The organism is Streptomyces sp. NPDC091377 (genome assembly GCF_044757045.1).
GTDB lineage: Bacteria > Actinomycetota > Actinomycetes > Streptomycetales > Streptomycetaceae > Streptomyces.
Window position 1 is genome coordinate 456,242 of the sequence record NZ_JBIVUE010000004.1, and the last position, 23,428, is coordinate 479,669.

The 23,428-nt window shown below is 71.5% G+C and carries 26 protein-coding genes; 13 read left to right on the forward strand and 13 right to left on the reverse strand.

Annotated elements, in window-relative coordinates:
• Positions 1-7: 7 nt before the first annotated feature.
• From pucL to ACIQNG_RS12330, 6 genes are all read left to right on the forward strand, one after another.
• Positions 8-937 (forward strand): factor-independent urate hydroxylase, encoded by a 930-nt coding sequence (gene pucL, locus ACIQNG_RS12305; protein WP_401484379.1) that lies wholly within the window; start codon positions 8-10, stop codon positions 935-937.
• 114 nt (positions 938-1,051) lie between these two features.
• Positions 1,052-2,431, forward strand: coding sequence for an 8-oxoguanine deaminase (locus ACIQNG_RS12310; protein ID WP_401484380.1), 1,380 nt, complete (start codon positions 1,052-1,054; stop codon positions 2,429-2,431).
• Between the two features lie 351 nt (positions 2,432-2,782).
• Positions 2,783-4,159, forward strand: a complete 1,377-nt coding sequence (locus ACIQNG_RS12315; protein ID WP_401484468.1) for a nucleobase:cation symporter-2 family protein — start codon at positions 2,783-2,785, stop codon at positions 4,157-4,159.
• Between the two features lie 48 nt (positions 4,160-4,207).
• Positions 4,208-5,158, forward strand: a complete 951-nt coding sequence (locus ACIQNG_RS12320) for a helix-turn-helix domain-containing protein (RefSeq protein WP_401484382.1) — start codon at positions 4,208-4,210, stop codon at positions 5,156-5,158.
• Positions 5,159-5,326: 168 nt separating this feature from the next.
• Positions 5,327-5,758, forward strand: coding sequence for a peptidase inhibitor family I36 protein (locus ACIQNG_RS12325; RefSeq protein ID WP_401484384.1), 432 nt, complete (start codon positions 5,327-5,329; stop codon positions 5,756-5,758).
• A gap of 6 nt (positions 5,759-5,764) precedes the next feature.
• Positions 5,765-6,685: a hypothetical protein gene (locus ACIQNG_RS12330; RefSeq protein WP_401484386.1), complete on the forward strand. Its 921-nt coding sequence runs from the start codon at positions 5,765-5,767 to the stop codon at positions 6,683-6,685.
• A gap of 67 nt (positions 6,686-6,752) precedes the next feature.
• Here the strand turns inward: ACIQNG_RS12330 and ACIQNG_RS12335 are convergent, their stop codons facing one another.
• The 7 genes from ACIQNG_RS12335 to ACIQNG_RS12365 form a co-directional block, all read right to left on the reverse strand.
• Positions 6,753-7,526 (reverse strand): calcium-binding protein, encoded by a 774-nt coding sequence (locus tag ACIQNG_RS12335; RefSeq protein ID WP_401484388.1) that lies wholly within the window; start codon positions 7,524-7,526, stop codon positions 6,753-6,755.
• A 111-nt stretch (positions 7,527-7,637) separates the two neighbouring features.
• Positions 7,638-8,060 (reverse strand): acyl-CoA thioesterase, encoded by a 423-nt coding sequence (locus ACIQNG_RS12340; protein ID WP_401426286.1) that lies wholly within the window; start codon positions 8,058-8,060, stop codon positions 7,638-7,640.
• A 52-nt stretch (positions 8,061-8,112) separates the two neighbouring features.
• Positions 8,113-8,751, reverse strand: a complete 639-nt coding sequence (locus tag ACIQNG_RS12345; protein ID WP_401426288.1) for a hypothetical protein — start codon at positions 8,749-8,751, stop codon at positions 8,113-8,115.
• A gap of 42 nt (positions 8,752-8,793) precedes the next feature.
• Complete coding sequence (locus ACIQNG_RS12350) at positions 8,794-9,393, reverse strand: histidine phosphatase family protein (protein ID WP_401426291.1); 600 nt, start codon at positions 9,391-9,393, stop codon at positions 8,794-8,796.
• A complete protein-coding gene (locus tag ACIQNG_RS12355) occupies positions 9,386-9,616 on the reverse strand; it encodes a DUF397 domain-containing protein (protein ID WP_401484390.1) in 231 nt (76 codons plus the stop codon). Before ACIQNG_RS12355 ends, ACIQNG_RS12350 begins: the two co-directional genes overlap by 8 nt.
• Positions 9,571-9,759, reverse strand: a complete 189-nt coding sequence (locus tag ACIQNG_RS12360) for a DUF397 domain-containing protein (protein ID WP_401484392.1) — start codon at positions 9,757-9,759, stop codon at positions 9,571-9,573. Before ACIQNG_RS12360 ends, ACIQNG_RS12355 begins: the two co-directional genes overlap by 46 nt.
• Positions 9,756-10,574 (reverse strand): Scr1 family TA system antitoxin-like transcriptional regulator, encoded by an 819-nt coding sequence (locus ACIQNG_RS12365; RefSeq protein WP_401484394.1) that lies wholly within the window; start codon positions 10,572-10,574, stop codon positions 9,756-9,758. The genes ACIQNG_RS12360 and ACIQNG_RS12365 overlap by 4 nt, the downstream gene beginning before the upstream one ends.
• Positions 10,575-10,721: 147 nt before the next feature.
• On the opposite strand from ACIQNG_RS12365, the gene ACIQNG_RS12370 reads away from it, so the two are divergent.
• Positions 10,722-11,132: an ATP-binding protein gene (locus tag ACIQNG_RS12370; protein WP_401484396.1), complete on the forward strand. Its 411-nt coding sequence runs from the start codon at positions 10,722-10,724 to the stop codon at positions 11,130-11,132.
• Positions 11,133-11,144: 12 nt separating this feature from the next.
• On the opposite strand, the gene ACIQNG_RS12375 is transcribed toward ACIQNG_RS12370, so the two are convergent.
• The gene (locus ACIQNG_RS12375; RefSeq protein ID WP_401426304.1) at positions 11,145-12,353 is read right to left on the reverse strand and encodes a pyridoxal phosphate-dependent aminotransferase; all 1,209 of its coding nucleotides are present in this window, start codon (positions 12,351-12,353) and stop codon (positions 11,145-11,147) included.
• Positions 12,354-12,435: 82 nt separating this feature from the next.
• Here ACIQNG_RS12375 and ACIQNG_RS12380 point away from each other — a divergent pair, with 82 nt between their 5' ends.
• Positions 12,436-13,062 carry a winged helix-turn-helix transcriptional regulator gene (locus ACIQNG_RS12380; RefSeq protein ID WP_401484399.1) on the forward strand — a complete coding sequence of 209 codons (627 nt, stop codon included), beginning with the start codon at positions 12,436-12,438 and terminating at the stop codon, positions 13,060-13,062.
• 27 nt (positions 13,063-13,089) lie between these two features.
• On the opposite strand, the gene ACIQNG_RS12385 is transcribed toward ACIQNG_RS12380, so the two are convergent.
• Both ACIQNG_RS12385 and ACIQNG_RS12390 read right to left on the reverse strand, forming a co-directional pair.
• On the reverse strand, positions 13,090-13,695 hold the full coding sequence (locus ACIQNG_RS12385; RefSeq protein ID WP_401484401.1) for a hypothetical protein: 606 nt from the start codon (positions 13,693-13,695) through the stop codon (positions 13,090-13,092).
• Positions 13,696-13,767: 72 nt separating this feature from the next.
• Positions 13,768-14,406, reverse strand: coding sequence for a TetR/AcrR family transcriptional regulator (locus ACIQNG_RS12390; protein ID WP_401484403.1), 639 nt, complete (start codon positions 14,404-14,406; stop codon positions 13,768-13,770).
• A 120-nt stretch (positions 14,407-14,526) separates the two neighbouring features.
• Here ACIQNG_RS12390 and ACIQNG_RS12395 point away from each other — a divergent pair, with 120 nt between their 5' ends.
• Both ACIQNG_RS12395 and ACIQNG_RS12400 read left to right on the forward strand, forming a co-directional pair.
• On the forward strand, positions 14,527-15,924 hold the full coding sequence (locus ACIQNG_RS12395; protein ID WP_401426310.1) for an MFS transporter: 1,398 nt from the start codon (positions 14,527-14,529) through the stop codon (positions 15,922-15,924).
• Positions 15,921-17,189 carry an FAD-dependent monooxygenase gene (locus ACIQNG_RS12400; RefSeq protein ID WP_401484405.1) on the forward strand — a complete coding sequence of 423 codons (1,269 nt, stop codon included), beginning with the start codon at positions 15,921-15,923 and terminating at the stop codon, positions 17,187-17,189. The genes ACIQNG_RS12395 and ACIQNG_RS12400 overlap by 4 nt, the downstream gene beginning before the upstream one ends.
• A gap of 379 nt (positions 17,190-17,568) precedes the next feature.
• Here ACIQNG_RS12400 and ACIQNG_RS12405 read toward each other — a convergent pair whose 3' ends face one another.
• Positions 17,569-19,071 (reverse strand): IucA/IucC family protein, encoded by a 1,503-nt coding sequence (locus ACIQNG_RS12405; RefSeq protein WP_401484407.1) that lies wholly within the window; start codon positions 19,069-19,071, stop codon positions 17,569-17,571.
• Between the two features lie 85 nt (positions 19,072-19,156).
• Between ACIQNG_RS12405 and ACIQNG_RS12410 the strand changes: the two genes are divergently transcribed.
• Positions 19,157-20,734 (forward strand): IucA/IucC family protein, encoded by a 1,578-nt coding sequence (locus ACIQNG_RS12410; RefSeq protein WP_401484408.1) that lies wholly within the window; start codon positions 19,157-19,159, stop codon positions 20,732-20,734.
• 95 nt (positions 20,735-20,829) lie between these two features.
• Positions 20,830-21,048: a hypothetical protein gene (locus ACIQNG_RS12415; RefSeq protein WP_401484410.1), complete on the forward strand. Its 219-nt coding sequence runs from the start codon at positions 20,830-20,832 to the stop codon at positions 21,046-21,048.
• Between the two features lie 49 nt (positions 21,049-21,097).
• Here the strand turns inward: ACIQNG_RS12415 and ACIQNG_RS12420 are convergent, their stop codons facing one another.
• Positions 21,098-21,940, reverse strand: a complete 843-nt coding sequence (locus ACIQNG_RS12420; protein WP_401484412.1) for a cation diffusion facilitator family transporter — start codon at positions 21,938-21,940, stop codon at positions 21,098-21,100.
• Between the two features lie 342 nt (positions 21,941-22,282).
• Here ACIQNG_RS12420 and ACIQNG_RS12425 point away from each other — a divergent pair, with 342 nt between their 5' ends.
• Positions 22,283-23,140, forward strand: coding sequence for a DMT family transporter (locus ACIQNG_RS12425; RefSeq protein ID WP_401426321.1), 858 nt, complete (start codon positions 22,283-22,285; stop codon positions 23,138-23,140).
• A 12-nt stretch (positions 23,141-23,152) separates the two neighbouring features.
• Here ACIQNG_RS12425 and ACIQNG_RS12430 read toward each other — a convergent pair whose 3' ends face one another.
• Positions 23,153-23,362: a DUF5988 family protein gene (locus ACIQNG_RS12430; RefSeq protein WP_401426323.1), complete on the reverse strand. Its 210-nt coding sequence runs from the start codon at positions 23,360-23,362 to the stop codon at positions 23,153-23,155.
• Between the last annotated feature and the right edge of the window lie 66 nt (positions 23,363-23,428).

The window sequence follows — 23,428 nt, forward strand, 5'->3', positions numbered from 1 at the left end:
CAGACACATGCCCACGATCCTGGGACAGAACCAGTACGGCAAGGCCGAGAACCGAGTCGTCAAGATCACGCGGCAAGGCGCCACCCACCACATCAAGGACCTCAATGTCTCCGTCGCGCTCAGCGGGGACATGGAGGACGTCCACTACTCCGGCTCCAACGCGCATGTCCTGCCGACCGACACCACCAAGAACACGGTGTACGCGTTCGCCAAGGAGCACGGCATCGAGTCCGCCGAGCAGTTCGGCATCCATCTCGCCCGGCACTTCGTCACTTCGCAGGAGCCGATCCACCGGGCCCGGATCCGGATAGAGGAGTACGCCTGGGAGCGGATCGCCGGTTCCGGCGCCGAGGCCACCGAGGGCGCCGACGCGCCCCGGCACTCCTTCGTCCGCGCGGGCCAGGAGGTCCGGCTCACCCAGGTCACCTACGACGGTCGGACGTGGGAAGTCGTCTCCGGGCTGAAGGACCTGGTGGTGATGAACTCGACGGACTCGGAATTCTGGGGCTACGTCAAGGACAAGTACACGACCCTCCAGGAAGCCCACGACCGGATCCTCGCCACCGAGGTCTCCGCCCGCTGGCGGTTCAACTGGACCGACGACGAGCGGCCGGCCCCCGACTGGGAGGGGTCCTACGAGCAGACGAAGCGGCACCTGCTGCGGGCGTTCGCCGAGACGTACTCCCTCTCCCTCCAGCAGACGCTGTACCAGATGGGCGCCCGGATCATCGATCATCGCGACGAGATCGACGAGGTGCGCTTCTCCCTGCCCAACAAGCACCACTTCCTGGTGGACCTGGAGCCGTTCGGGCTGAAGAACGACACCGCCGACGGGGCGGTCTACTTCGCCGCCGACCGCCCCTACGGCCTGATCGAGGCCACCGTCCTGCGGGACGGCTGCGAGGCCCGGATCCCCGTGGACCTCACCACCCTCTGACCCCTGATCCCTGACCCTTCCCCCCACCACCCTCTGACCCCTGGACCTCCCCCCCCACCACCCCCTGACCCCTGACCCTTTCCCCTCCCGGGCCCCCGTGACCAAGGACGCAACATGGCAGCAGCCCAGCGCATCGTGATCGAGAACGCGGCGATCGCCACCGTCGACGCGGACGGCACCGAGTACGCCACCGGACATGTCGTCCTCGCCGGGAACCGGATCGAGGCGGTCGGCGCGGGCCCGGCGCCCGAGGGGTCGGCGGAGGTGGTCCGCCGGATCGACGCCACCGGGCACCTGGTCACCCCGGGCCTGGTCAACACCCATCACCACTTCTACCAGTGGATCACCCGGGGGCTGGCCACCGACCACAACCTCTTCGACTGGCTGGTGGCGCTGTACCCGACGTGGGCCCGGATCGACGAACCCATGGTCCGGGCGGCGGCCGAGGGGTCCCTGGCGATGATGGCGCGGGGCGGGGTCACCACCGCGATGGATCACCACTACGTCTTTCCGCGCGGCTCCGGTGACCTGTCCGGCGCGATCATCGGGGCCGCCCGGGACATGGGGGTGCGTTTCACCCTGGCCCGTGGCTCGATGGACCGGGGGGAGCGGGACGGCGGACTGCCGCCGGACTTCGCCGTCGAGTCCCTGGACGCCGCCCTCGCCGCCACCGAGGCCACCGTCCGTGCCCACCACGATGCCTCCTTCGGCGCCATGACCCAGATCGCCGTGGCGCCCTGTTCCCCGTTCTCCGTCTCCACCGAACTCATGCGCCAGGGCGCCGAGTTGGCCCGCCGCCTCGGGGTGCGCCTGCACACCCATGGTTCGGAGACGGTGGAGGAGGAGAAGTTCTGCCACGAGTTGTTCGGCATGGGGCCGACCGACTACTTCGAGTCCACGGGGTGGCTCGGCGAGGACGTGTGGATGGCCCACTGCGTCCATATGAATGACTCCGACATCACCGCCTTCGCCCGCACCCGCACCGGCGTCGCCCACTGCCCCTCCTCCAACGCCCGTCTCGCCGCCGGTATCGCCCGCGTCCCCGACCTGCTCGCCGCCGGGGTGCCGGTCGGCCTGGGCGTCGACGGCACCGCCTCCAACGAGTCCGGCGAACTCCACACCGAACTGCGCAACGCCCTGCTCATCAACCGCCTCGGCACCCACCGGGAAGCGGCCCTGACGGCCCGTCAGGCGCTGCGGCTGGGCACGTACGGCGGGGCCCAGGTGCTCGGCCGGGCCGCCGAGATCGGCTCACTGGAGCCCGGCAAGCTCGCCGACCTGGTGCTGTGGCGGCTCGACACCCTCGCCCACGCCTCCATCGCCGACCCGGTCACCGCGCTGGTGCTCGGCGCGGCGGCCCCGGTCACCGCCTCGTTCGTGGACGGCCGCCAGATCGTGGCGGACGGCCGGCTGCTCACCGCCGACGAGGACGCCATCGCCCGCGCCACCCGCGCGGAGGCCCGGCGGCTGGCCCGGATCACGGCACAGGGCTGACCCGCACGGGGCGGCCCGACGCGAAGACTCCGGCCGGGAGGGACGGCTCCCGGTCGGCTGCCGCGGACCCGAGCGGGGTCCACGGCGACCGGTCCGGGCGTGCGCACCCTTCGGGGGGCGCGCCCCGGCACCGGTGCCTGCTCCCGTCCCCGGTCCCGCACGACCACTCGCATCACCTCCCTGACACCCACGGCCCGCGCCGTGCCACCGACCGGAGGAACCGCAGTGCCTGCCGAACCCGTTCCGTCGTCCGCCCAGCCCCCCGTCCCGACGCCCCCCGTCCCGTCGCCCCCCGTCCCGTCGCCCGCCGGATCCGTCCACCCCGTGGACGAGAAGCTGCCCGCCCTGAGGATGGCGACCACCGGCCTCCAGCATGTGGCCGCCATGTACGCCGGGGTGGTCGCCCCGCCCCTGATCGTCGGCGCCGCCATCGGTCTGTCCGCCGCCGAACTGACCTTCCTGACCGGCGCCTGTCTGTTCACCGCCGGGATCGCCACCGTCCTCCAGACCATCGGGGTGTGGAAGATCGGCGCCCGGCTGCCGTTCGTCAACGGGGTCACCTTCGCCGGTGTCGCCCCGATGACGGCGATCGTCGCCACCACCGACGACAAGTCGGACGCCCTGCCCATCATCTTCGGCGCGGTCATCGTCGCCGGACTGCTGGGATTCGTCGCGGCCCCGTTCTTCAGCCGCATGGTCCGCTTCTTCCCGCCCGTGGTCACCGGTACGGTCATCACCCTGATCGGGATATCCCTGCTCCCCGTCGCCTTCGGCTGGGCGCAGGGAGCCAATCCCACGGCCGACGACTACGGTTCGGCCACCCATCTCACGCTCGCCGCCCTCACCCTTGTCGTCGTGCTGATCCTGCGCCGGTTCACCCGGGGCTTCGTCAAGCAGATCGCCGTCCTGCTGGGACTGGTCGCGGGGACGGTCCTCGCGATCCCGTTCGGCGTCACCGACTTCTCACCGGTCGCCGAGGCCGACATCATCGGCTTCCCGACCCCGTTCCACTTCGGCGCCCCCCAGTTCCAGCTCGCCGCGATCATCTCGCTGTGTGTGGTGATGGTGGTCTCCATGACCGAGTCGACCGCCGACATGCTCGCCCTCGGCGAGATCGTGGACCGCCCGGCCGACGAGAGGACCATCGCGGCCGGGCTGCGCGCCGACACCCTGGGCTCCGCGCTCAGCCCGCTGTTCAACGGGTTCATGTGCAGCGCCTTCGCCCAGAACATCGGGCTGGTCGCCATGACGAGGATCCGCAGCCGCTACGTCGTCGCCACCGGCGGCGGGTTCCTGGTGCTGATGGGCCTCTTCCCGATGGCCGCCGCCCTCATCGCGGTCGTCCCCCGACCGGTCCTCGGGGGCGCCGGGGTGGTCCTGTTCGGGTCGGTCGCCGCCAGCGGCATCCAGACCCTGGTGCGGGCCGGTCTCGACAAGGACAACAATGTCCTGATCGTCGCCGTGTCCCTGGCCGTCGGCATCATCCCCATCTCGGCGCCGGAGTTCTACCACTCCTTCCCGGAGACCGCGCGCATCATCCTGGACTCGGGGATCTCCACGGGCTGTGTCGCGGCGGTCCTGCTGAACCTGGTCTTCAACCACACCGGCCGGGGCAGCGACGCCCAGGACGTCACCCACCCCATGGAGGCCGGAGAGGAGATCAGCGAGGCCGCCCACCACCGGGCCCCGGCGGGGAAAAGCGTGCGGGCCGGGGGGCCGGTGCCGTGAGACGCTTCGCCGGAGCCGCTGTTCGGGCTCATGGAGAATGGGGGAGCGGTGAGGTTCTGGTATTCGACGGATGAGGTGCCGGTGGCGGACCGGGCGGACTGGTACCACGACGTGGTGTCGCGGACGGTGGCTCCGCATCAGCTGGTGATGACCGATCCGCCGTCGTTCCGCGCTCGTATCGGTGTCCTGGGTCTCGGGCGGATCGAGGTGTCGCGTCACCGGCACGGCGATCACCGGGCCCTGCGCACCCCGAGGCTGATCCGGCAGAGTGACCCGGAGCACTACGTCCTGGCGCTCATCAGGCGGGGCAGCAAGGGAATCTCGCAGCACCGCAACGACAACCTGGCCAAACGCGGCGACATGCTCTTCTTCGACACCTCGCACCCCTACAGCGCGGGCGGTCCCGGCCCGGATGACTCGGTCACGCTGCTGCTGTGCATACCCCGCGAACTCATCGCGCTTCCCGCGGCCCGTCTGGACGCCTCGCTCGGAAGCTGTCTCACGGTCGACCGGGGCAGCGGAGCCGTACTCCGCCGCTTCCTCACCTCCCTCGAATCCCACGGAGCCGACTGCACCACCCAGGAGGTACGCGTACTGGAGGAGTCCGCGCTGGCTCTGGCCACCGGAGTCCTGGCCCGCGAACTCGGCGCCTGGGACACCCTTCCCACCGAAACCCAGGAGAACCTCCTGCTCCAGCGTGTCGACGTATTCATCGAACGCCATATCGGCGATCCCGCTCTGGCGCCGGAGGCCATCGCAGCGCACCACGGCGTCTCCCTGCGCCTGCTGCAACGGCTCTTCCAGGGACGGGGCGAGACGATCGCCGTGTCCATCCGCCGGCGACGCCTCGCGCGCTGTCGTGCCGACCTGCTGCACACCACGCACCCTGTCCATGTGATCGCCGGGCGCTGGGGCTTCGGCAGCGCCGCCGCCTTCAGCCGCGTCTTCCGTGCCGACCAGGGGATCCCGCCTCGTGAATTCCGTCGGCGGGGAGCGTGAGTCACCCGTGGCGCGGATTGTGAAGAAAGGGTGCGCTTCTCGCCAACTCGCCCCGCTCGCGGCGGCCTAGCGTGTTCCGCGTGGTGTCCGGGGGTGCGGTGGTTCGGCTCGCTTCCCGCTCCGGGCGCCATGCGTTCGTGTGCTGGATCGACCGTCGGAGGTAGCAACGTGCCTATTCTGCAGAGAACAGCCGCTTTGGGAATCACCGGATCCGCCGTCGCCGCTCTGCTGCTCGGTACGGCTTCCCAGGCTCAAGCGGACACGGGGGTGCGCTGTGACTGGGGCTCGTACTGCATGGCTTTCTACTACAACAGCGACCTGAAAGGGTCCTACACCTACTTCATCAAGAGGGAGTACGCGAGTCTCGACGGCATCAAGTTCCTCGGCGAGGGTGCAGGGAAGGGGCAGTCGGTCAAGAACAACGCCGCCTCCGCGTGGAACGGAACCCAGTGGAAGATGCAGGTGTACTTCAACAGCAACTGGACCGGCCCGTGTGACTCCATTCCGTCCTACAAGTACGCGCCCCGGCTCAACTACACCTACAACGACAACGCGTCGTTCGCCTACGGCCGGTCCGATGCCCACTGCTGGATGTTCTGATCCCTCATGTCCCGACACCTGCCGCTCGTCGTCGTCCTGACCGCCGCCCTGCTGGCCGGCTGCTCCTCCGGGGGCGGCCAGGGCGGTGGCCCGGAATCCCGTGAGCATGGTGGCACGTCAAGGGCTCCGGCAGCCACCGAGTCCCTCAGCGGTCGGCTCCCGATGGCTAGGTACGCCTACACCTCCGCCGAGGAGGCCCTGATCCAGGCGGCTCAGGAGCGCCTGGCCCAGGAGTGCATGGCTGGTTTCGGGCTCTCGTATGATCCTCCGCCGCCCCCTGCCGCCCGTACGGTCGCCGATCGCCGCTACGGCCTGTCCAGTGCTGAGGAGGCCGCCGCCCGTGGCTACGGCCTTCCGCCGAGGCCCGGTCCGGATGTCGGGGGAACTACCGACAGGGAAGCACTGCGTGTGCTGTACGGGGAACGTGGTGCCTTCCCGCGGTCGCGGCGCCCGGAGTTCGCGGGGAAGGAGATCCCGGAGGGCGGCTGTCAAGGCTCGGCCGCGCGGAGACTGGCCGACCCTCACGACCGGCCCGAGGCGGCACGGACCGCGGCCCGCATCGCGGTCGAGAGCCACGGCGCCGCACTGGAGGAACCGGAGGTACGGGCCGCGGTGAAGAAATGGTCGTCCTGTATGGAGGAGAACGAGTACTCCTACTCCAACCCCATGGAGGCGGCCGAGGACAAGCGCTTTCACCGGGACGTGGGCACCGAGCCCTCCGACAGGGAGCGACGGACCGCTGTCGCGGATGTGCGCTGCAAGGAGAGGACCGGTCTCCTGACGGTCTGGTTCACCGCCGAGTCGCGGATCCAGCAGCGGGCCGTGGAGAGGAACGCCGCCCAGCTGGAAGAGTTGCGGTCCGCTCACCGAGACAAGACGGAGACCGCGCGGCGGATCGTCGACGGGTCCTCCGTTCCGCCCGAGTGAGCCCGGAGCCCCGAGCGATCTGCGGAGGGCCGCCGCCGAGGCCCGGGCCTCCGCTCCGAGGACGGACCTACCGGAGGACGATGTCGCGGCCCGGCCCGCCGTCGACGGTGTCCTTGCCGGGGCCGCCGCTGACCAGGTCGTCACCGCCCTCGCCGTGCAGGGAGTCGTCGCCGGGGCCGCCGAGGAGGATGTCGGGGCCGTCGCCGCCCATGGCGTGGTCGGCGCCCGGACCGGCGTACACGATGTCCGCGCCGCCGTACGCCTCGATCATGTCGTCACCCCGGCCGCCCCACAGGCGCTGGTTGCCGTCGTCCCCCATCAGGTGGTCGGTGCCGTCGCCGCCGTCCAGGACCACGCGGCCCATGACCATGTCGTCCCCCGCGTCGCCCCGCACGGTGTGCGCGGTGTGGGCGTGCAGTTGGTCGTCGCCGGGGCCGCCGCTGACCGTGGTGACCTCGGGGTCGCTGGTGGCGATCTCGTCGTCACCGTCGCCGAGGAAGATGTCGATGCGGTCCGGCCGGGAACCGCCGGTGGGCAGTTCGCAGACCACGTACGTCGGGATCCCGGGTTCGAGGTAGGCGCAGTGGTCACCGGGCTCCAGCGGGACCGAGTCCCGGAAGCCGATCCGCCGGACCTCGGGCCCGACCTCCATGGGCACCACATGGAGGTCGTTGGCCTGTCCCGCCGCTGCCTTGAACACGATCGACTGTCTGCCCCAGTCGGCGCCGACGCGGGCCTTCGCCCCGTCGGAGTCGGGGGCGGCGACCGCCGGGGCGGCGGCGACGCCGGTGGCGAGCAGACTCACGGCGACTGCGCGGGCGATGGCTTTGCGTCGGTACATGGGACCTCATCTCGACGGGGCGCTTCCATGGCCGTACTGCCGCGGACGGCGACGGAAGCGTACCCCGCCTGGTCTAGACCAAGCTAGGGTGCGGGCGGGACCGCCCCGGCCTCACACCCCCAGCGGGCCCGGCGCGGACGCCAGTTGCTTGAGCCGGCCGCCCGGGTCCGCGACCAGTCTGCGCAGCTTGAGGTCCAGGAGTCCGCCGACGCCCTCCACCTCCGCCGCCACCGTGCCGTCGGCCTTGACGATCCGCTGCACCACCTGGAACGTCTTCCCGCCGCCCCAGACGAACGCGCACGTCACCGTCACCTCGTCGCCCGCGAGCAGCTCCCTGCGGTAGCGGATCGTGGTCTCCAGCACCACCGGGCCCACCCCGGCCGACGCCAGATCGGACTGCCGGATCCCGACCGCCTCCAGCAGCGCCCAACGCGCGTGCTCCGCGTAGTTGAGATAGACGGCCTGATTCAGATGGCCCTGGACGTCGGTCTCGTAGCCGCGGACCGTCACCGGCACCGAGAACTCTTCGCTCACCGCAACTCCTTGTCATGGACAACGACTGTGTCCACCGATCCTGACATGCCGTTCACACCCGCCGCGGTGACGCCAGCAGGTACCGCAGCCGCGTCCTCGGCTCGGTGTACTCGCCCGGCTGCCACCCCGCCCGCTCCAGCGTCTCCGCACACGCCCGCAGCGCCTCCCCGTCCGGCGCCTGGACCGACACCGCGTCCGGCTGCGGCGTGTCCCCCACCCGGTACCCCGGCGACCCGGGCCCCTCGGGCCGATGCCCCGCCGCCTCCAGTGCCAGCGCCGCCGCCTGCACCAGATGCGCCCGCTCCCAGCCGCACGGCCGGTCCGTCGACCCGTCGGAATTGGTCATCCGCCGCAACTCCAGCAGGCCCTGCCACGCGCTGTGCACCTCCCGCGCCCGCGCCGGACCGCCCGGCGCGGGCTCCTCCTCCCCACCGACCCGCGCCGCGAACACCCCGGAGGGGCGCGCGGTGCCGGTCGGCGGGGTCGGGGGCGCCTCCACCGGCTCGGGGGTCTCCCGTATCCGATGTCCGGCCGGGGTCAGGAAGTACTCATGCGGCGGGCGCGGGTGCCGGAAGGCCAGGCCCCGCTTCACCAGCGCCGTGAGCTGCGCCTCCGTGGCCCGCAGCCGTCCGGTCACCGGATCGGCCGCGTCGATGACCCGCCGCTGCGCGACGGTGGGCGGTCGTGTCACAGCCCTGCACCTCCCCGAGTACGCCTTCACCCACCCCGAAGGCTACGACCCGGGTCTGACATTCCACCCCGCGATCACCGGCCGCCCGTGCTCCTGGCTCAACCGGCACACCGCCCCGGTCGCGAGCTGGAACAACGCCCCGTCCTGCGGCGGCAGCCCGAGGCGCCTCGCGGTCAGCACCCTCAGGAAATGCCCGTGGGACACCAGCACCACACAGCCCTCGTTGTTCGCCAGCGCCGCGTCCGCCTTCGCGAGCACGCGGTCCGCTCGCGCCCCGACCTGTTCCGCGCTCTCGCCGGGGTGCTCCGGCGTCCCCGGCGGCACCCCGTCCGTGAACAGGAACCAGCCGGGGCGGTCCCGTTGGATCTCCACGGTGGTGATGCCCTCGTAGGCGCCGTAGTCCCACTCCATGAGATCCGCGTCGGGCCGGGGATCCTGGAGCCCGATCAGCTCCGCGGTCTCCCTGGCCCGTTGCGAGGGGCTGACGAACGCGGCCCCGATCCGGTGCGAGCGGATCAGTGGTACGACGGCCCGCGCCTCGGCCCGGCCGCGCTCGGTCAGTGGCACGTCCGTGCGTCCGGTGTGCCGCCCTGAGCGCGACCACTCGGTCTCACCGTGCCGTACAAGAAAAAGATCACCCATGCGCCCAGGCTAGGCGTGAACCGAGAAACGCGGTCCATTCCTCACGGGTGACGGTGAGTCGGTCGCCGTCTGTGTGTTTGGAGTCGCGGACGTGGATGGTCTTGGGGGTGACGGCGACCTCTACGCAGTCATGGTCACCGTCGTCGGCACCGCTGTAGCTGCTCTTGAACCACTGCATCACCCATGCCTCCGAGCCAGGTGCGAGCCGAGGAACGCGGTCCATTGGTCGGGGGTGACGGTGAGTCGCGCGCCGTCTATGTGCTTGGAGTCGCGCACGTGGACGGTCTCGGGGGTAACGGCGACTTCGACGCACGCCGGGGCGTCAGCTCCGCTGTAGGTGCTCTTGAACCACTGCAATGTCGTCATGTCTCTCCCAGCACTCTTTCGATGAAGGCCAGTGACTCATGGGGCGTGAGGGCCTGAGCCCGGATGATCCCATAGCGGACCTCGAAGATCTGGACCTCCTTGGGCTGTGAGATCAAGCGACTGGTGAGCTGCACTTCGTTGTGTGCCACCGTGTCTCCTTCCCGCAGTCGTAGCAGGCGCAGTCCTCCGTCAAGGCCAGCATGCTCCTCGCGGTCTGTGGGCATCACCTGGATCTCAACGTTACGTCGCCGCCCTACCTCCAACAGATGTTCGAGCTGTTTTCGCATGACCGTCCTGCCCCCGATTGGCCGCCGCAAGGTGACCTCTTCCTGGACGAAGCTGAAGATGGGCACGGGCTGTTGGTCGAAGACTTGCTGTCGTGCCAGTCGCGCGGCAACGTGGCGATCGATCTCCTCGTCCGTGAACAGTGGACGACGAGCGCAGTACAGCACCCGCGCGTACTCCGGTGTCTGAAGGAGGCCATCGATAACGCCAGCGGTGTAGGCGCACAACTCCACTGCATTCTCTTCGTAATTTGCCAGATCCCGAACCTTCTTCGGATACCGAGCCTGCTCCACGTCCTTACGAAGCCCGGAGATGACCCCATCCATCCCCAGCACGCGGTCCGCCTCCGTCAGGAACTTCTCGCTCGGTGCCCGCCGTCCCCGCTCGATGGCGGACACCTGCTCCTCGCTGTAACCGACCGCCTTGCCCAACTCCGCCTGTTTGAGCCCCTTCCGTTCGCGGAAGGATTTGACGATGTTGCCGACCATCCGCAGGATCGCCGTCGACTCCTCGTCGTCCGCGTAACCCATGTCTGACACCTCCCATGTGCCAACTCGCGTGCGCCGCACTGCGTAACGCGTCCCCGCCCGGACAGTGCCGGACAACACCCGGTCAGTCACACTGTGTACGGCTGTCGTTACTGGCCACACTAAGCGTCAGTGACCACGCTGAGTGACATGAATTTCGGAATTCGTCTCCCCGCAACCCCCAGCGGAGCCCGATTCGCCCGGCATTGCGCCGTTGGGCAACTGCACGGCTGGGGCTGGACCCCCGACTCCGAGGCGAGCCGCACCGTCGCGCTGCTCGTCGCGGAACTCGCCACCAACGCCACGCGGCACGGCCGGCTGCGGGGGCGCCAGTTCCGGCTCCGGCTCACCCTCTACCCGGAGGGGCCGACCCTCCGCGTCGAGGTCACCGACGCGCGCCCGGAACGCCGTCCGCCCACCCCCGGCACCCTCCAGCCCGCCGACCCGGACTCGGACTCGGGGCGCGGGCTGCTCCTCGTAGAAGCGCTGTCCACGCACTGGGGGACGGCGGGCGGGGATCCGTACACCAAGACCGTGTGGTGTGAGATCGCGCTGAAGTGAACGCCCGCTCCCCTACTGGCGGTAACCGCTCAGGAAGCGGCCGATGCGGCCGATCGCCGCCTCCAGGTCGTCGGCGTGGGGGAGGGTGAGGATGCGGAAGTGGTCGGGCGCGGGCCAGTTGAAGCCGGTGCCCTGCACCACCTGGATCTTCTCGCGGAGCAGCAGGTCGAGAACGAACTTCTCGTCGTCGTGGATCTTGTGGACCTTGGGGTCGATACGCGGGAACGCGTACAGCGCGCCCTTGGGCTTCACGCAGGACACGCCGGGGATCTCGTTGAGCTTCTCCCACGCCACGTCGCGCTGCTGGTGGAGCCGGCCGCCGGGGGCGGTGAGGTCCAGGATGGACTGGCGTCCGCCCAGCGCGGCCTGGATGGCGTACTGGGCGGGCGCGTTGGCGCACAGCCGCATGGAGGCCAGCATCGTCAGGCCCTCCAGATAGTCCTTGGCGTGCTGGCGGGGGCCGGTCACCACCAGCCAGCCCGAGCGGAAGCCGGCCACCCGGTAGGTCTTGGAGAGGCCGCAGAAGGTGAGGACGACCAGGTCGGGGGCGAGCGCGGCGGCGGAGTGGTGGACGGCGTCGTCGTAGAGGATCTGGTCGTAGATCTCGTCCGCGAACACCATCAGGCCGTGCCGCCGGGCGAGATCGAGGATGCCCTCCACGACCTCCTTGGGATAGACCGCGCCGGTGGGGTTGTTCGGGTTGATGATGACCACGGCCCGGGTGCGGTCGGTGATCTTCGCGGCCATGTCGTCCAGGTCCGGGTACCAGTCGGCCTGCTCGTCACAGAGGTAGTGGACGGCCTTGCCGCCCGCGAGGGTGGTCACCGCGGTCCAGAGCGGGAAATCGGGGGCCGGGATCAGGACCTCGTCGCCGTCCTCCAGGAACGCCTGCACAGCCATCGACACCAGTTCAGAAACCCCGTTGCCGAGAAACACGTCGTCCACGCCGACATCGAGCCCCAGCGTCTGGTAGCGCTGGGCCACCGCGCGGCGGGCGGAGAGGACGCCCCGTGAGTCGGTGTAGCCGTGGGCCCGGGGCAGCATGCGGATCATGTCCTGCACGATCTCCTCCGGCGCCTCGAAGCCGAAGAGGGCCGGATTGCCGGTGTTCAGCCGCAGCACGCTGTGGCCCGCCTCCTCCAGCGCGTCGGCGTGCTCTATCACCGGGCCGCGGATCTCGTAGCAGACCTCGCTGAGCTTGCTCGACTGCCGGAACTCCATGTGCCCTCCAGTGACCGATGTGATGCTTGGTTTTACCAAGTGGCAGCTTGGAAAGTCCAACAACATGTCTAGACTGCGTCGCATGTCACCACGCCGAAGCTACGACCAGTACTGTTCCGCCGCCCGCGCGCTCGACGTCGTCGGCGACCGCTGGACGCTGCTGATCGTCCGTGAGCTGTTCGCCGGTCCGCGCCGCTACACCGACCTGCACGCGGACCTGCCCGGCGTGAGCACCGACGTACTCGCGTCACGGCTCAAGGACATGGAGCGGGACGGGATCGCCACCCGGCGCCGACTTCCGCCGCCGGGCGCGGCGTACGTGTATGAACTCACCCCGCGCGGGCGGCGGCTGCTGCCGGTGCTCCGGGCGCTGGGGGAGTGGGGCGCCGACGACCTGGGCGAGCGGCGGCCGACCGACGCGGTCCGCGCCCACTGGTTCGCGCTGCCGCTGCTCGGCGCCCTGGAGGGGGAGGGGCTCGTGGAGGTCCGGCTGGAGGAAGGGGACTTTCATCTCCACGTCGGCCGCGACGAGGAGGCCGTGTACGGCGACGGCCCCGCGCCCGCGGAGCCCGACGCCCGGCTGCTGCTGTCCGCCGCGACCTGCACGGCCGTGGCCCGCGGGGAGACCACCCTCGCCGACGCCGTGCGCGAGGGCCGGATCACCGTCACCGGGGACGGGACCCTGGCCAAGGCGCTGCGGGAGGGATGAGGCGACCCCTGACGGCCGCCCCGCCGATCATCCGTGGGACGGTCCGCCCTTCTTCTGCCGCTTGACGTTCTGAGCGGCCCGCCGCCGGAGTTCGTTGGGGTCGGCGGTGCGGCTGGAACCGGCGGTCGCCTGCGCGGGTGCGGCGCCCCGCGGTGTCTCTCTGGCCATCTCGGCGACGCTCGTCCCGGCCTGCTGCCCCCGGACGGGGTGCGTCCTGTCGCGCACCGGGTCGTAGTGCTGTCCCGGCTCGATGGTGATGTCGGTGGCCTGGCGCGTACCGTTCGCCACCTCGTTGAGCTGGGTCGTCAGCTGCGACTGCTCCCACTTGACGGTCTCCATGTAGAACTCCGCCGCCTGCTGCTGGTTGATGTAGCCCGACACGGGTTCCACTCCCGCCGTCGCGTACTGATCCCGCGCCTGGTTGTACGTGTCCAGCGCCGCCCGGACCGCGGGGGAGGGCCGAGTCTCCTCGGGGGGCAGCACGGCGATGCCCAGGGATTCGGCGTACTGCTTCAACTGCTCCCCGTACTCCCGTGTCGCCCCCCTCTCCTGCTCGAATCTCTCCGGGGTCCACAGCGGACGACCTGCGACCTGCTCGCAGTACGCGTGCGAATCCTGCTCTGATACTGGCATCCGCTCGGCGGTCCCTTCCCTCAGCCCGGCTGTTCCTCTGCAGGTGACAACGGGCGGACGGCGAGACCGGGTTCAGCTCCGCGGACGGTACGCCCGCAGAAAAGTCCGCACCCCCGCGACGACGAGCGGCCGTACCCGGGTGTCCTGCGTGGCGTTCGCGGAACCGAGCCGGTCCAGCGCGACTCCGAAGGTCAGCGCGATGAACTGATCGGCCGCGAGCCTGGCGTCGGGCACATCGAGCAGCCCGGCCGCGCCGAGAGCGGCGAACCGCTCGGCGAGTGCCTCGTCGGGGGTGTCGGCCATGGAGTTGTACCCCCGGTGCGGGAGGTGGCCGGACTCCGCGCGGACCAGCCGCTGAAGCGTCGCGTACTCCGCCGAGCCGAGCATGTCCGTCGAGATCCGCATCGCGAACGTCACCAGCGTGTCCTCCAGGTCCGCGGCCCCGGGCAGGTCGGCGAGCGTGTCGTCCAGAGTGCGCCGCACCGTGGTGATCAGCGAGTGGCCGACGGCGTCCACCACCGCTTGCAGCAGCGTCCGCTTGTCACCGAAGTAGTCGTAGACCGTCCGCTTGGACACCTGGGCGCGGGCGGCGACCGCGTCGACGCTCGACCGGTCGAAGCCGTCGGCGAGGAACAGGTCCCGGGCCGCGGTGAGGATGGCGGCCCGCTTGGGTGCGGAGCCCTCGCGCAGGGTCTTCGTGGTGGTCGGCATGGGTCCATCGTAGCCGTTCTACACTGCACGGTGTAGTGTAGTTTTGAGGTCGGCGGGGGGCCGCCCGAGTGCCCGCCATGACGGAACGTCCGTGTCCCCGCCGTGACGGAAAGGATGTCCATGACCATGACGACGGCTCCGCCGGTCCGCATCGGGAAGGCCGCGATCGGGGCCCTCGGCCTGCTGGCGGTCGCCACCGGTGCCCTGGAATCGGTGGTGACACCGACGCTCCCGCTGCTCCAACGTGAACTGGACCTCAGCCCCTCCGAGGGCGGATTACTCAGCATCGTCCTGCTCATCACCGGCGCGCTCGTCACCCCGGTCGCGGGCAAGTTCGGCGACCGCTACGGCGGAAAACGGGTCCTGATCCGGCTGATGGCGGTGGTCTGCGTCGGCGGCACGGTGTCCGCCCTGGCACCCAACCTGCCGGTACTGCTGCTCGGTCAGATACTCCAGGGAGCGATGGTGGGAGCGCTGCCCCTGTCGTTCATCCTGGTGCGCAAACACCTCCCCGCCGGGGAGTCGAAGGTCGCCATCGGAGTGGTCAGCGGACTGTTCGTCGGGGGCGGGATGACGGGCACGCTGTCCGCCGGACCCGTGGCCGAAGGGCTCTCCCGGCACTGGATGTTCGCGCTGCCCACCCTCGCCGTCGTCGGGGCCACCCTGCTGGTCAACCGGCTGATGCCCACCGACCCGCCGGGCCGGTCCGACGGCGGCGGCTTCGACTGGCCCGGCCTCGCCCTGCTGAGCGGGACCCTCGTCACCCTCATGCTGGTCCTCGGACTCGCGCCCGACCTCGTCTCGCAGCCCCTCGCACTCGGTGCCCTCGTCGCGACCCTGGCCGCCTTCGCCACCGGATGGGTAGCCGTCGAACGCCGCGCCGCCACACCGATGATCGATCTGCGCCTGCTGTCCCGGCCCGTGGTGTGGAAGTCCTGCGCGCTGACCTTCGTGATCTGCCTCGGCACCTCGGCGGGCGTCCACCTCGTCCCGCAACTGCTCTCGGTCTCCGGCGACGGATACGGATTCGGGGCCAGCGCCACCGAGATCGGCTTCCTCCTGCTGCCCGGCGCCGTGGCCGCGACACTGGCCGGCCCGATCAGCGGGCTCGGGGCGCGGCGCTTCGGCTCGCGTGCCGTGGTCGCCGTCGGCGTCCTCCTCATGACCACCGCCCTGACCGCCATGGCCGCCGCCCACACCGAGATCTGGCACCTCGTCATCGGCAAGATGATGATCTCCCTCGCCAACGGCCTGTGCGTCACAGCGCTGGTCACCGGCATCGCCACCTCCGTCGACCAGGGCGACACCGGCATCGCCACCAGCCTGGTCCTCGTCACCCGCGTGCTCGGCTTCGCCGTGGGCGTGCAGATCAGTGCCGCGCTCCTCACCGCCGCGACCCCCTCCGGTTCGGAGGTCCCGGCCGAATCGGGCTTCGTCACCGGCCTCGTCCTGGCCGGCGCCGTCCTCGCGCTGTCCCTGCTCGTCGTCCGCACCATGAACAAAGGAGTCAAGGAATGACCCGCACCGATCCGCACGGGGGTGTGGTCCGCGGCAGGCGGGCGCGCACCGTCCTGATCTCCGGCGCCAGTGTCGCGGGGCCCGCCCTCGCGTTCTGGCTGCACCGCCGCGGGTTCGCGGTCACGGTGGTCGAGAAGGCCCCCGCCCTCCGACCCGGCGGCTACCCCATCGACATACGCGGCACCGCGCTCGACGTCGTCCGGCGCATGGGGATCCTGCCGCGACTGCGGGAGGCGCACATCGACCTGCGCCGGCTGACCTTCCTCGACGCCGACGGCGGCGAAGTGGCCTCGCTCGACCCGCACACCGTCACCGGCGGTGCCCCGGGACACGACCTGGAGGTGCGGCGCGGCGATCTGACCGCAGCGCTCCACGCCGCCGTCCGGGACGACGTGGAGTTCCGGTTCGGCGACTCCATCGTCACCCTCGACCCGTCCGACCACGGCGTCGACGTCACCTTCCACGGCGGCGGCGAGCGGACGTTCGACCTGGTGGTCGGCGCGGACGGACTGCACTCCCGCACCCGCGCGGCCCTGTTCGGCCCCGAAGCGCGGTTCCACCGCTACCTCGGCTACTGCTTCGCCGGATTCACCGTCCGCAACACCCTCGGGCTCTCCCACGAGACCGTCCTGTGGAACACCCCGGGCCGGGCCGCCGCGCTCTACGCCCCGGGCGACTCCGGCGACGTGCACGCCCTCCTGAACTTCTCCCACCCGACCCCGCCCTTCGACGCGTTCCGCGACCCCCGGGCCCAACGGGACCTGGTCGCCGAGGTCTTCGCCGACGCGGGCTGGGAGGTGCCGGGCCTGCTCGCCGCCCTGCGCGACGCGGACGACCTGTTCTTCGACACCGTCAGCCAGATCCGTATGCCCCGCTGGTCCAGCGGCAGGGTCGCGCTGGTGGGCGACGCCGCGTACGCGCCCTCGTTCCTCACGGGGCAGGGCACCAGCCTCGCGCTGGTCGGCGCGTACATGCTCGCCGCGTCCCTCGCCGACCGCGACCACACTGCGGGCTTCGCCGCCTACGAGCACGACACCCGCCCGTTCGTGACCGCCAACCAGGACCTCGTCGGCGAGGGCGACGCCCTGCTCTTCCCGTCCACCGCGCGGGCCTTGGAACGGCGCAACGAACTGCTGCGGAGGCTCGGCGCCGGGGGTGCGGGGGTTGCGGGGGCTGGCGGGGCTACGGGGGCTGGCGGGGCCGCCGCCTCCGGGCCCGCCGGGGGGCGATCGGCCCACTCGGCCCTCACCCTGCCGGCCGGGTAGCGGTACCGGTGGCGGGGCAGACGCCGCGGGCGCGGGCCTCGGCGCTCAGGGGCAGCACCCTCCGGCCTCCCCCGCGCGGAAGGCCGGTGGGAGCCGCCTCGGCCGGAGGGCGCGGGCCGAAGGGTCGCGGAACGCGCGCCGACGCCCAGCCGCGGCAGCCCCGGTCCTTCGTGCTCCCCGGCCGGGCCGCCGTCCGCACGGCCGCGACGATCCGGGCCTGTGCCGACGCACGGCACAGGGCCGGGCACAGGCCCGGGTACAGCACAGGGCACAGGGCACAGGGCCGGGCACAGCGCTCCACGAGTGACGACCGTACCCGGCGCCGGTCCGCACGTCGGAGCTGAGGCGGTGGCGGTGGCGGTGGCGGGGCGGGGGTTCCTCACCGTGGTGGCCGGGGCAGCTCCACCCAGAGGTCGCCCGCCCGGTCCGGCGTCAGCCGCATCCAGGTCAGCGCCTTCGCCGGAATGGGGCCCCGGCGCAGCGCGTCGAGATCCGCGGTGGGCGCCAGATCCCCCACCACGGCCTCCAGCGTCGACCCCAGTACGGGCCCCGAACCCGCCGTCGCCGCCAGCGTGCCCGCCACCAGGGAGCCGAACAGCTTGCGGCGCAGGGCGTCCTGGTCGTCCGTCCGGATCCGCGCGGGCAACTCCTCCGGCACCGCGATCCCGTGCCGGGCGAGCCGGGCCGGGCTGATCCTGATGTCGGCGAGGTCGCGGTAGACGAGGCGCAGCGGGGCGCCGCTGGAGTCCAGCACGACCAGGAGGTTCTGGCCGTGCGCCTCCAGAGCCACCCCGAGGTCCAGCAGCCGCAGACCGACGGTGAGCGCGAGGCGGGCGAACCGCTCCAGCCAGGCGGACGACCCGGGCAGCGCGGTGGTGGTCAGCGCCGCCACCGGCACCACCCGCTCGCCCTGACCCGCGTACACCTCCGGCGACTCCCGCAGCACCGCCGCCAGTTCGGGCGTTCCGTCCGTCACCGCGCCCAGGGTGCGGGTGATGTGCAGCAGCCCGTCCGTCCGCTCGGCCAGCCGCTCCGCGAACGCCGACAGCACCGCCGACGAGGTCACCGACGGCACCGAGATGTCCCGCACGGACGACGTGAGCCGGGCGCTCAACGCCGTCTTGACATGCGGCCCGCCGGGCAGCGCCAGGGTCCGCAGGGACATCAGCGGATGGGCGGGGGACTCCCGGTCGTGGGGCCGCTTGAGAACATGCGCCGACTGCCAGGGGTGCACCGGGACCAGCAGCCGGCTCCCGTCCCGCAACCCGTCCGGCCAGTCACCCGCGACCAGACAGGCGTCCCCCGGCACGGGCAGCAGACCGAGCCGGACCAGCGGCCGGTGCTCGGGGGCGTACGCGAACTGCTCGGCGACCGAGAAACCGGGCCGGGCCCGGCAGTTGGGATGGTACGGATGCCCGTCCACCACCCGCTGCTCCCACTCCCAGTCCCGGGACGGCCACACCTCGGGGTCGGGCGGGGGAGCGGCGGCCCGGGAGAGGGCGAGGGAGGCCACGCTGTGCGCGATCTCCGCCGCGAACCCGTCCCCGTGCGGCACGGCGAGATCGGTCAGCAGCCGGGCGGGATCCTCGTACGCCGTGCGGTCCAGGCGCACGACCTGGACGTACGCATCCGTCGCGTACGGGTCGGGGGTGGGGCCGTGCAGACGGCGGCCGTCGGTGAGACGGAGCGTGACCCCGTCCGCGTGCTCGTCGCGGGCGCGCTCGATCCAGGGCAGCGGCTCGTGCGCCAGCGCGCGCCACAGCCGGGTCAGCACGGCCGCGCGGGCGCCGGGCAGCCCGGCCTCGAACCCGGCCACGAGGTCCGGACGGAGGGCGGCCAGCTCACCGGCGACCTCGGTCTCGGCTGCTGAGAGTGGATGCACGGGGGGTCTCCTCCGGGTGGGGGGCGGTACGGGCGGGGCTGACATGACCAGTGACGACAGAGGGATACTGATCGCACCCGCCCGAATGAACCGTAGGGAACGAGTGGACCGCGTGGATCTCATCCCCCCACCCACCGGCGCAGCCGCCACGACCCGCGCCGACGCGTACGCGCTCGCGCCGCTGCTGAACTGTCTGCTGCGGGAGGTGGCCGAGCCCTTCCCGGAAGCGGAAGCGGAGGGGGAGGGGGAAGCGGAGGGGGCGGCCGACCCGGCGGAGCGGCGGGTTCATCGGCTTGCCGCCAGTGGTCGGCTGCTGCGGGTCCGTGGTGTCCGGCGGCCCGTGGAGCCCGAGGTGCTGGTCGACGGGGCCTGGGTGCGGCTCGGGCACACGGCGCTGGTCGGACTGGTCGCCGACGAGCTGACCCGGCACACCGGAGTGGCCAATCACGAACTGCCCGCCGAGATGGGCGACAGCCGGGACGTGGTCGCCGCGCTGCTGGCCGCCCGCGCCCGGACCACGCCCCCGGCGGACCCGTATCTGCGCTCCGAACAATGCCTGCTCACCGGGCATCCGTACCACCCGGCGCCGAAGGCGCGCGGCGGCGGACCCGCCACCCGCTGGCTGCCCTACGCCCCGGAGGCGTACGCCCGCTTCCCGCTGGTGCTGCTCGGGCTGCGCGAGGACGCCGTGGCCGAGGACGGCGACACCTCCGCCCTGGACGCCCTCGGCACCGCCCCGCCCGGCTACCGGCTGCTGCCCGCCCACCCCTGGCAGCTCGACCTGGTCGCCGCCGCGCTCGCCCCCGCCTTCGCCGACGGGCGGCTCGTCCGGCTGGGCACCACACCCTTCCCGGTCCGGCCGACGGCCGCGATCCGCACGGTGCACGTCCCCGACCCCGATCTGTTCCTGAAGTTCAGCCTGGACGTCCGGATCACCAACGACATCCGGCGGCTGTGGCGGCACGACCTGCTGAAACTCCGCCGGACCGACGCCGCCGCCACCCGCGCCCTCGCCGCCGCGGACGGGGCGGGCGGGGCCGGTGGCTGGCTGAGCGACCTCGGCTACCGCACCGCCGACTTCGCCTTCGAGGAACTGGCGGTGCTGGTGCGGGAGGGGCTGAGCGAGCGGCTGCCGTCCGGCACGAGCGCGTGTCTCGCCGCCGGACTCGTGGAGGGCTTCGCGGGCAGCCCGCTCGACCGCGCCGCCGATCCGGCCCGCTGGTGGGAGGCGTATCTCGCCCAGGTGGTGCCGCCCGCGCTCACCGCCTTCGACACCCACGGCGTCGTCATCGAGGCCCACCTCCAGAACACCCTGGTCGCGTGTGCGGCCGACGGGACTCCGGTGCGCGCGCTGTACCGGGACGCCGAGGGAGTGAAACTGCTCACGGACGTGGGGCGGGCCGCCGGATGGGAGCGGCTCGTCTACTGCCTCGCGGTCAACAACCTCGTGGAGATGGCGGGGGCACTGGCCGACCGCCACCCGGGGCTCGACCCGTGGCCGGCGGTCCGCGCCGAGCTACGGCGCTCCAAGCTGCCGGAGGCCGACGCGCTGCTCAGCGCGCCCAGCCTGCCCGCCAAGACCAATCTGCTGCTGCGGTGGACCGGGGCGGACGGGGCCGACGCCCGGTACCGGCCGATGCCGAACCCGCTGCGGGAGGACTGACCCGGCCCGGGAGGACTGACCCGGCCCGGGGGCCGGGAACTCGGGAGCCACCGGTCGCGACTTCTGAAGGGGGATACCGACCGGGAGGCCGCATCATGGAAGAGCAGCGGAATCGGCGCGCACACATGCCCTCGCGGATCGGCGGGTTCCTGCTGCTGCTCGCCGCCGTCTTCGCGGTGGCGTACGGCATCGGAGCCGCCGTCGACCCGGTCGCGCCGGGGCCGGGCGGCGGCACGGCCGAGATCGACGTGGAGGAAGGCACCGATATCAGTGAGGAGCCCGGCATGTCGGATATGCCGGGCATGGGGCACTGACCTTCAGTGAGGTGCCGCTCTCCCGGCCGGGCGAGGAGGCTGCGCGGGGCTACCAGCCGACCTTGTCGCAGCCGACGTGATCGGCGGGTTCGACCTGGAGGGTGGCATGGGCCACACCGTGGCGGTCCTGGAGGACGTCACGGGCCCGGTCCAGCACGGAGTGGCCGTCGGCCTGGTCGGCGGTGACCAGATGGGCCGTGGCGACGTTCATCCCGGAGGTCAGGGTCCACAGATGCAGGTCGTGCACGTCCTGCACCCCGGGGACCGCGGCCAGGTCGTCGGCGACGGTGCCCGGGTCCATCCCGGCGGGCGCCTGCTGCCCGAGGACCGCGAACACCTCCCGGCCCAGACCGACCGCCCGCACCGCGACGAAGAGGCCGATGGCGAGGGCCACCGCGGTGTCCCACACGGGCTGCCCGGTCGCCATCACCAGCCAGCCGGCCAGGATCACCCCGACGGAACCCGCGGTGTCGGCCACCACCTCCAGATAGGCGCCCTTCACATTCAGGCTCTCTGACGCCCCGGACCGCAGCAGGAGCAGGGCGACCAGATTGACGGCCAGTCCGATGCCGCCGACGATCAGCATCGGCCCCGAGGCCACCTCCGCGTCCTCGCCGATACGGCCGACCGCCTCGAACACCACATACACGGCGACGCCCAGCATCAGCAGCACCGACAGCAGCGAGGCGAACACCTCCGCCCGGTACGAGCCGTAGGTGCGGCGGCCCGTCAGGTCGACGCGGGTGGCGATCCGGGTCGCCACCAGGGCCGCGCCCAGCGCCACCACATCGGCGGCCATGTGCCCGGCGTCCGAGAGCAGCGCGAGGGAACCCGAGATCAGCCCGTACACCAACTCGACCACGAAGTACGAGCCCACCAGCCCGAACGACACCGCGAGCCGCCATCGGTGACGGCCCCCGGCATGACCGCCTGTGCCGTGGCTGTGGCCATGTCCGTGGTGATGAGAGCCCATGACTGTGCCCCTCCCCATTCCATTCCGCCCGTGCTGCTGACCCGTCCACGGAAGAGAAGCATGGATCGATGTATAGGGCAAAGGCTGCATTGGTGACCGTTGTCATCTCCGGAAATCCTGTTTTGAAAAGGGAATTCACGGTCAGTCAATGTCATTCAATGTCAGTCAATTCAGCGTCCGGAATGCGCCACTCGGTGATTCCTCGCCGGACCCACCGCCCGCCGGTCACGGTGGCCGGAACGCGCAGGGCATGGTGGGATCATGATCGGGCTGGCCGTCCTCTTCGCCGTGCTGGGTGCCATGAGCAACGCGGCCGGTACGGCGTTCCAGCGCAAGGCCGCGGCCACCGTGTCCCGGGCCGGCGGGGTGCGGCTGATGTTCGCGCTGGTCCGGCGGCCCGCCTGGGCCGTGGGGATCGCCGGGGTCGCCGCCGCCGCGGTGTTCCAGGCACTCGCCCTGGTCAACGGCCCGATGGCGCTGGTCCAGCCGCTCTTCATCCTGGAGCTGCCCTTCGCCCTGCTGATCGCGGTCCCGCTGATGCATCGACGGCTCGACGCCGACGGCTGGTGGGCGGTGGCCGCGATGGTGGCCGGACTCGCCGTGCTGCTCGGCTCGGCGGCCCCCTCCGGCACCCAGGAGCAGGCGTCCATGCTGCGGTGGACGCCCGTGCTGATCCTCACCCTCGGGGCGATGGCCCTGGCCGTGCTGCTCTTCCGGTCCTCGTCCTCACCGCTGTTCCGGGCCGCGACCCTGGCCGCGGGCGCCGCGATCGGCAACGCGCTCACCGCGGCACTGATGAAATCGGCCACGGGGCGACTCGCCGACGCCGGACTGACCGCCTTCCTCACCACCTGGCAGACCTACGGCTTCGCCCTCGTCGGTATCGTCTCGCTGTTCCTGCTCGACAACGCGCTCCAGGCCGGCCCCCTGGTCGCCTCCCAGCCCGCGCTGACCCTCGGTGACGCCGCGGTCAGTCTGACGCTGGGTGTCGTCCTGTTCGGCGAGGCGATCCGCACCGGCTGGTGGCTGCTGCCCGAGGCGGTCGGCGCGCTGCTCGTCCTGTGGGGAGTGCTGCGGCTGACCCGGGTCGTGCCGCATCTCGTCGACGTCGTACGGTGAGGCCGTCCGTACTCACTCGGCGATGGCGGTACGCCTCGACCACCGGTAGACGGGCAGCCGCTTGTCGCCGTGGACGCTGAACTCCCCTTCGTGCACGAAGTGTTCGTAGTGGGCTCCGAACCGGTACTTGAACTTCTCCGTCAGCGACGGGGACACCTGGACGCGCTCCGCGTCCGGAATGGCGGACGGGCCACCGACCAGCAGCATTTCGAAGTTCGTCATGGCGAGAGCCTCCCGAGGCGTAGTGGGGCCACCTGTCACGTCAGGCCAGTTCGCGCCCCCGTTCAG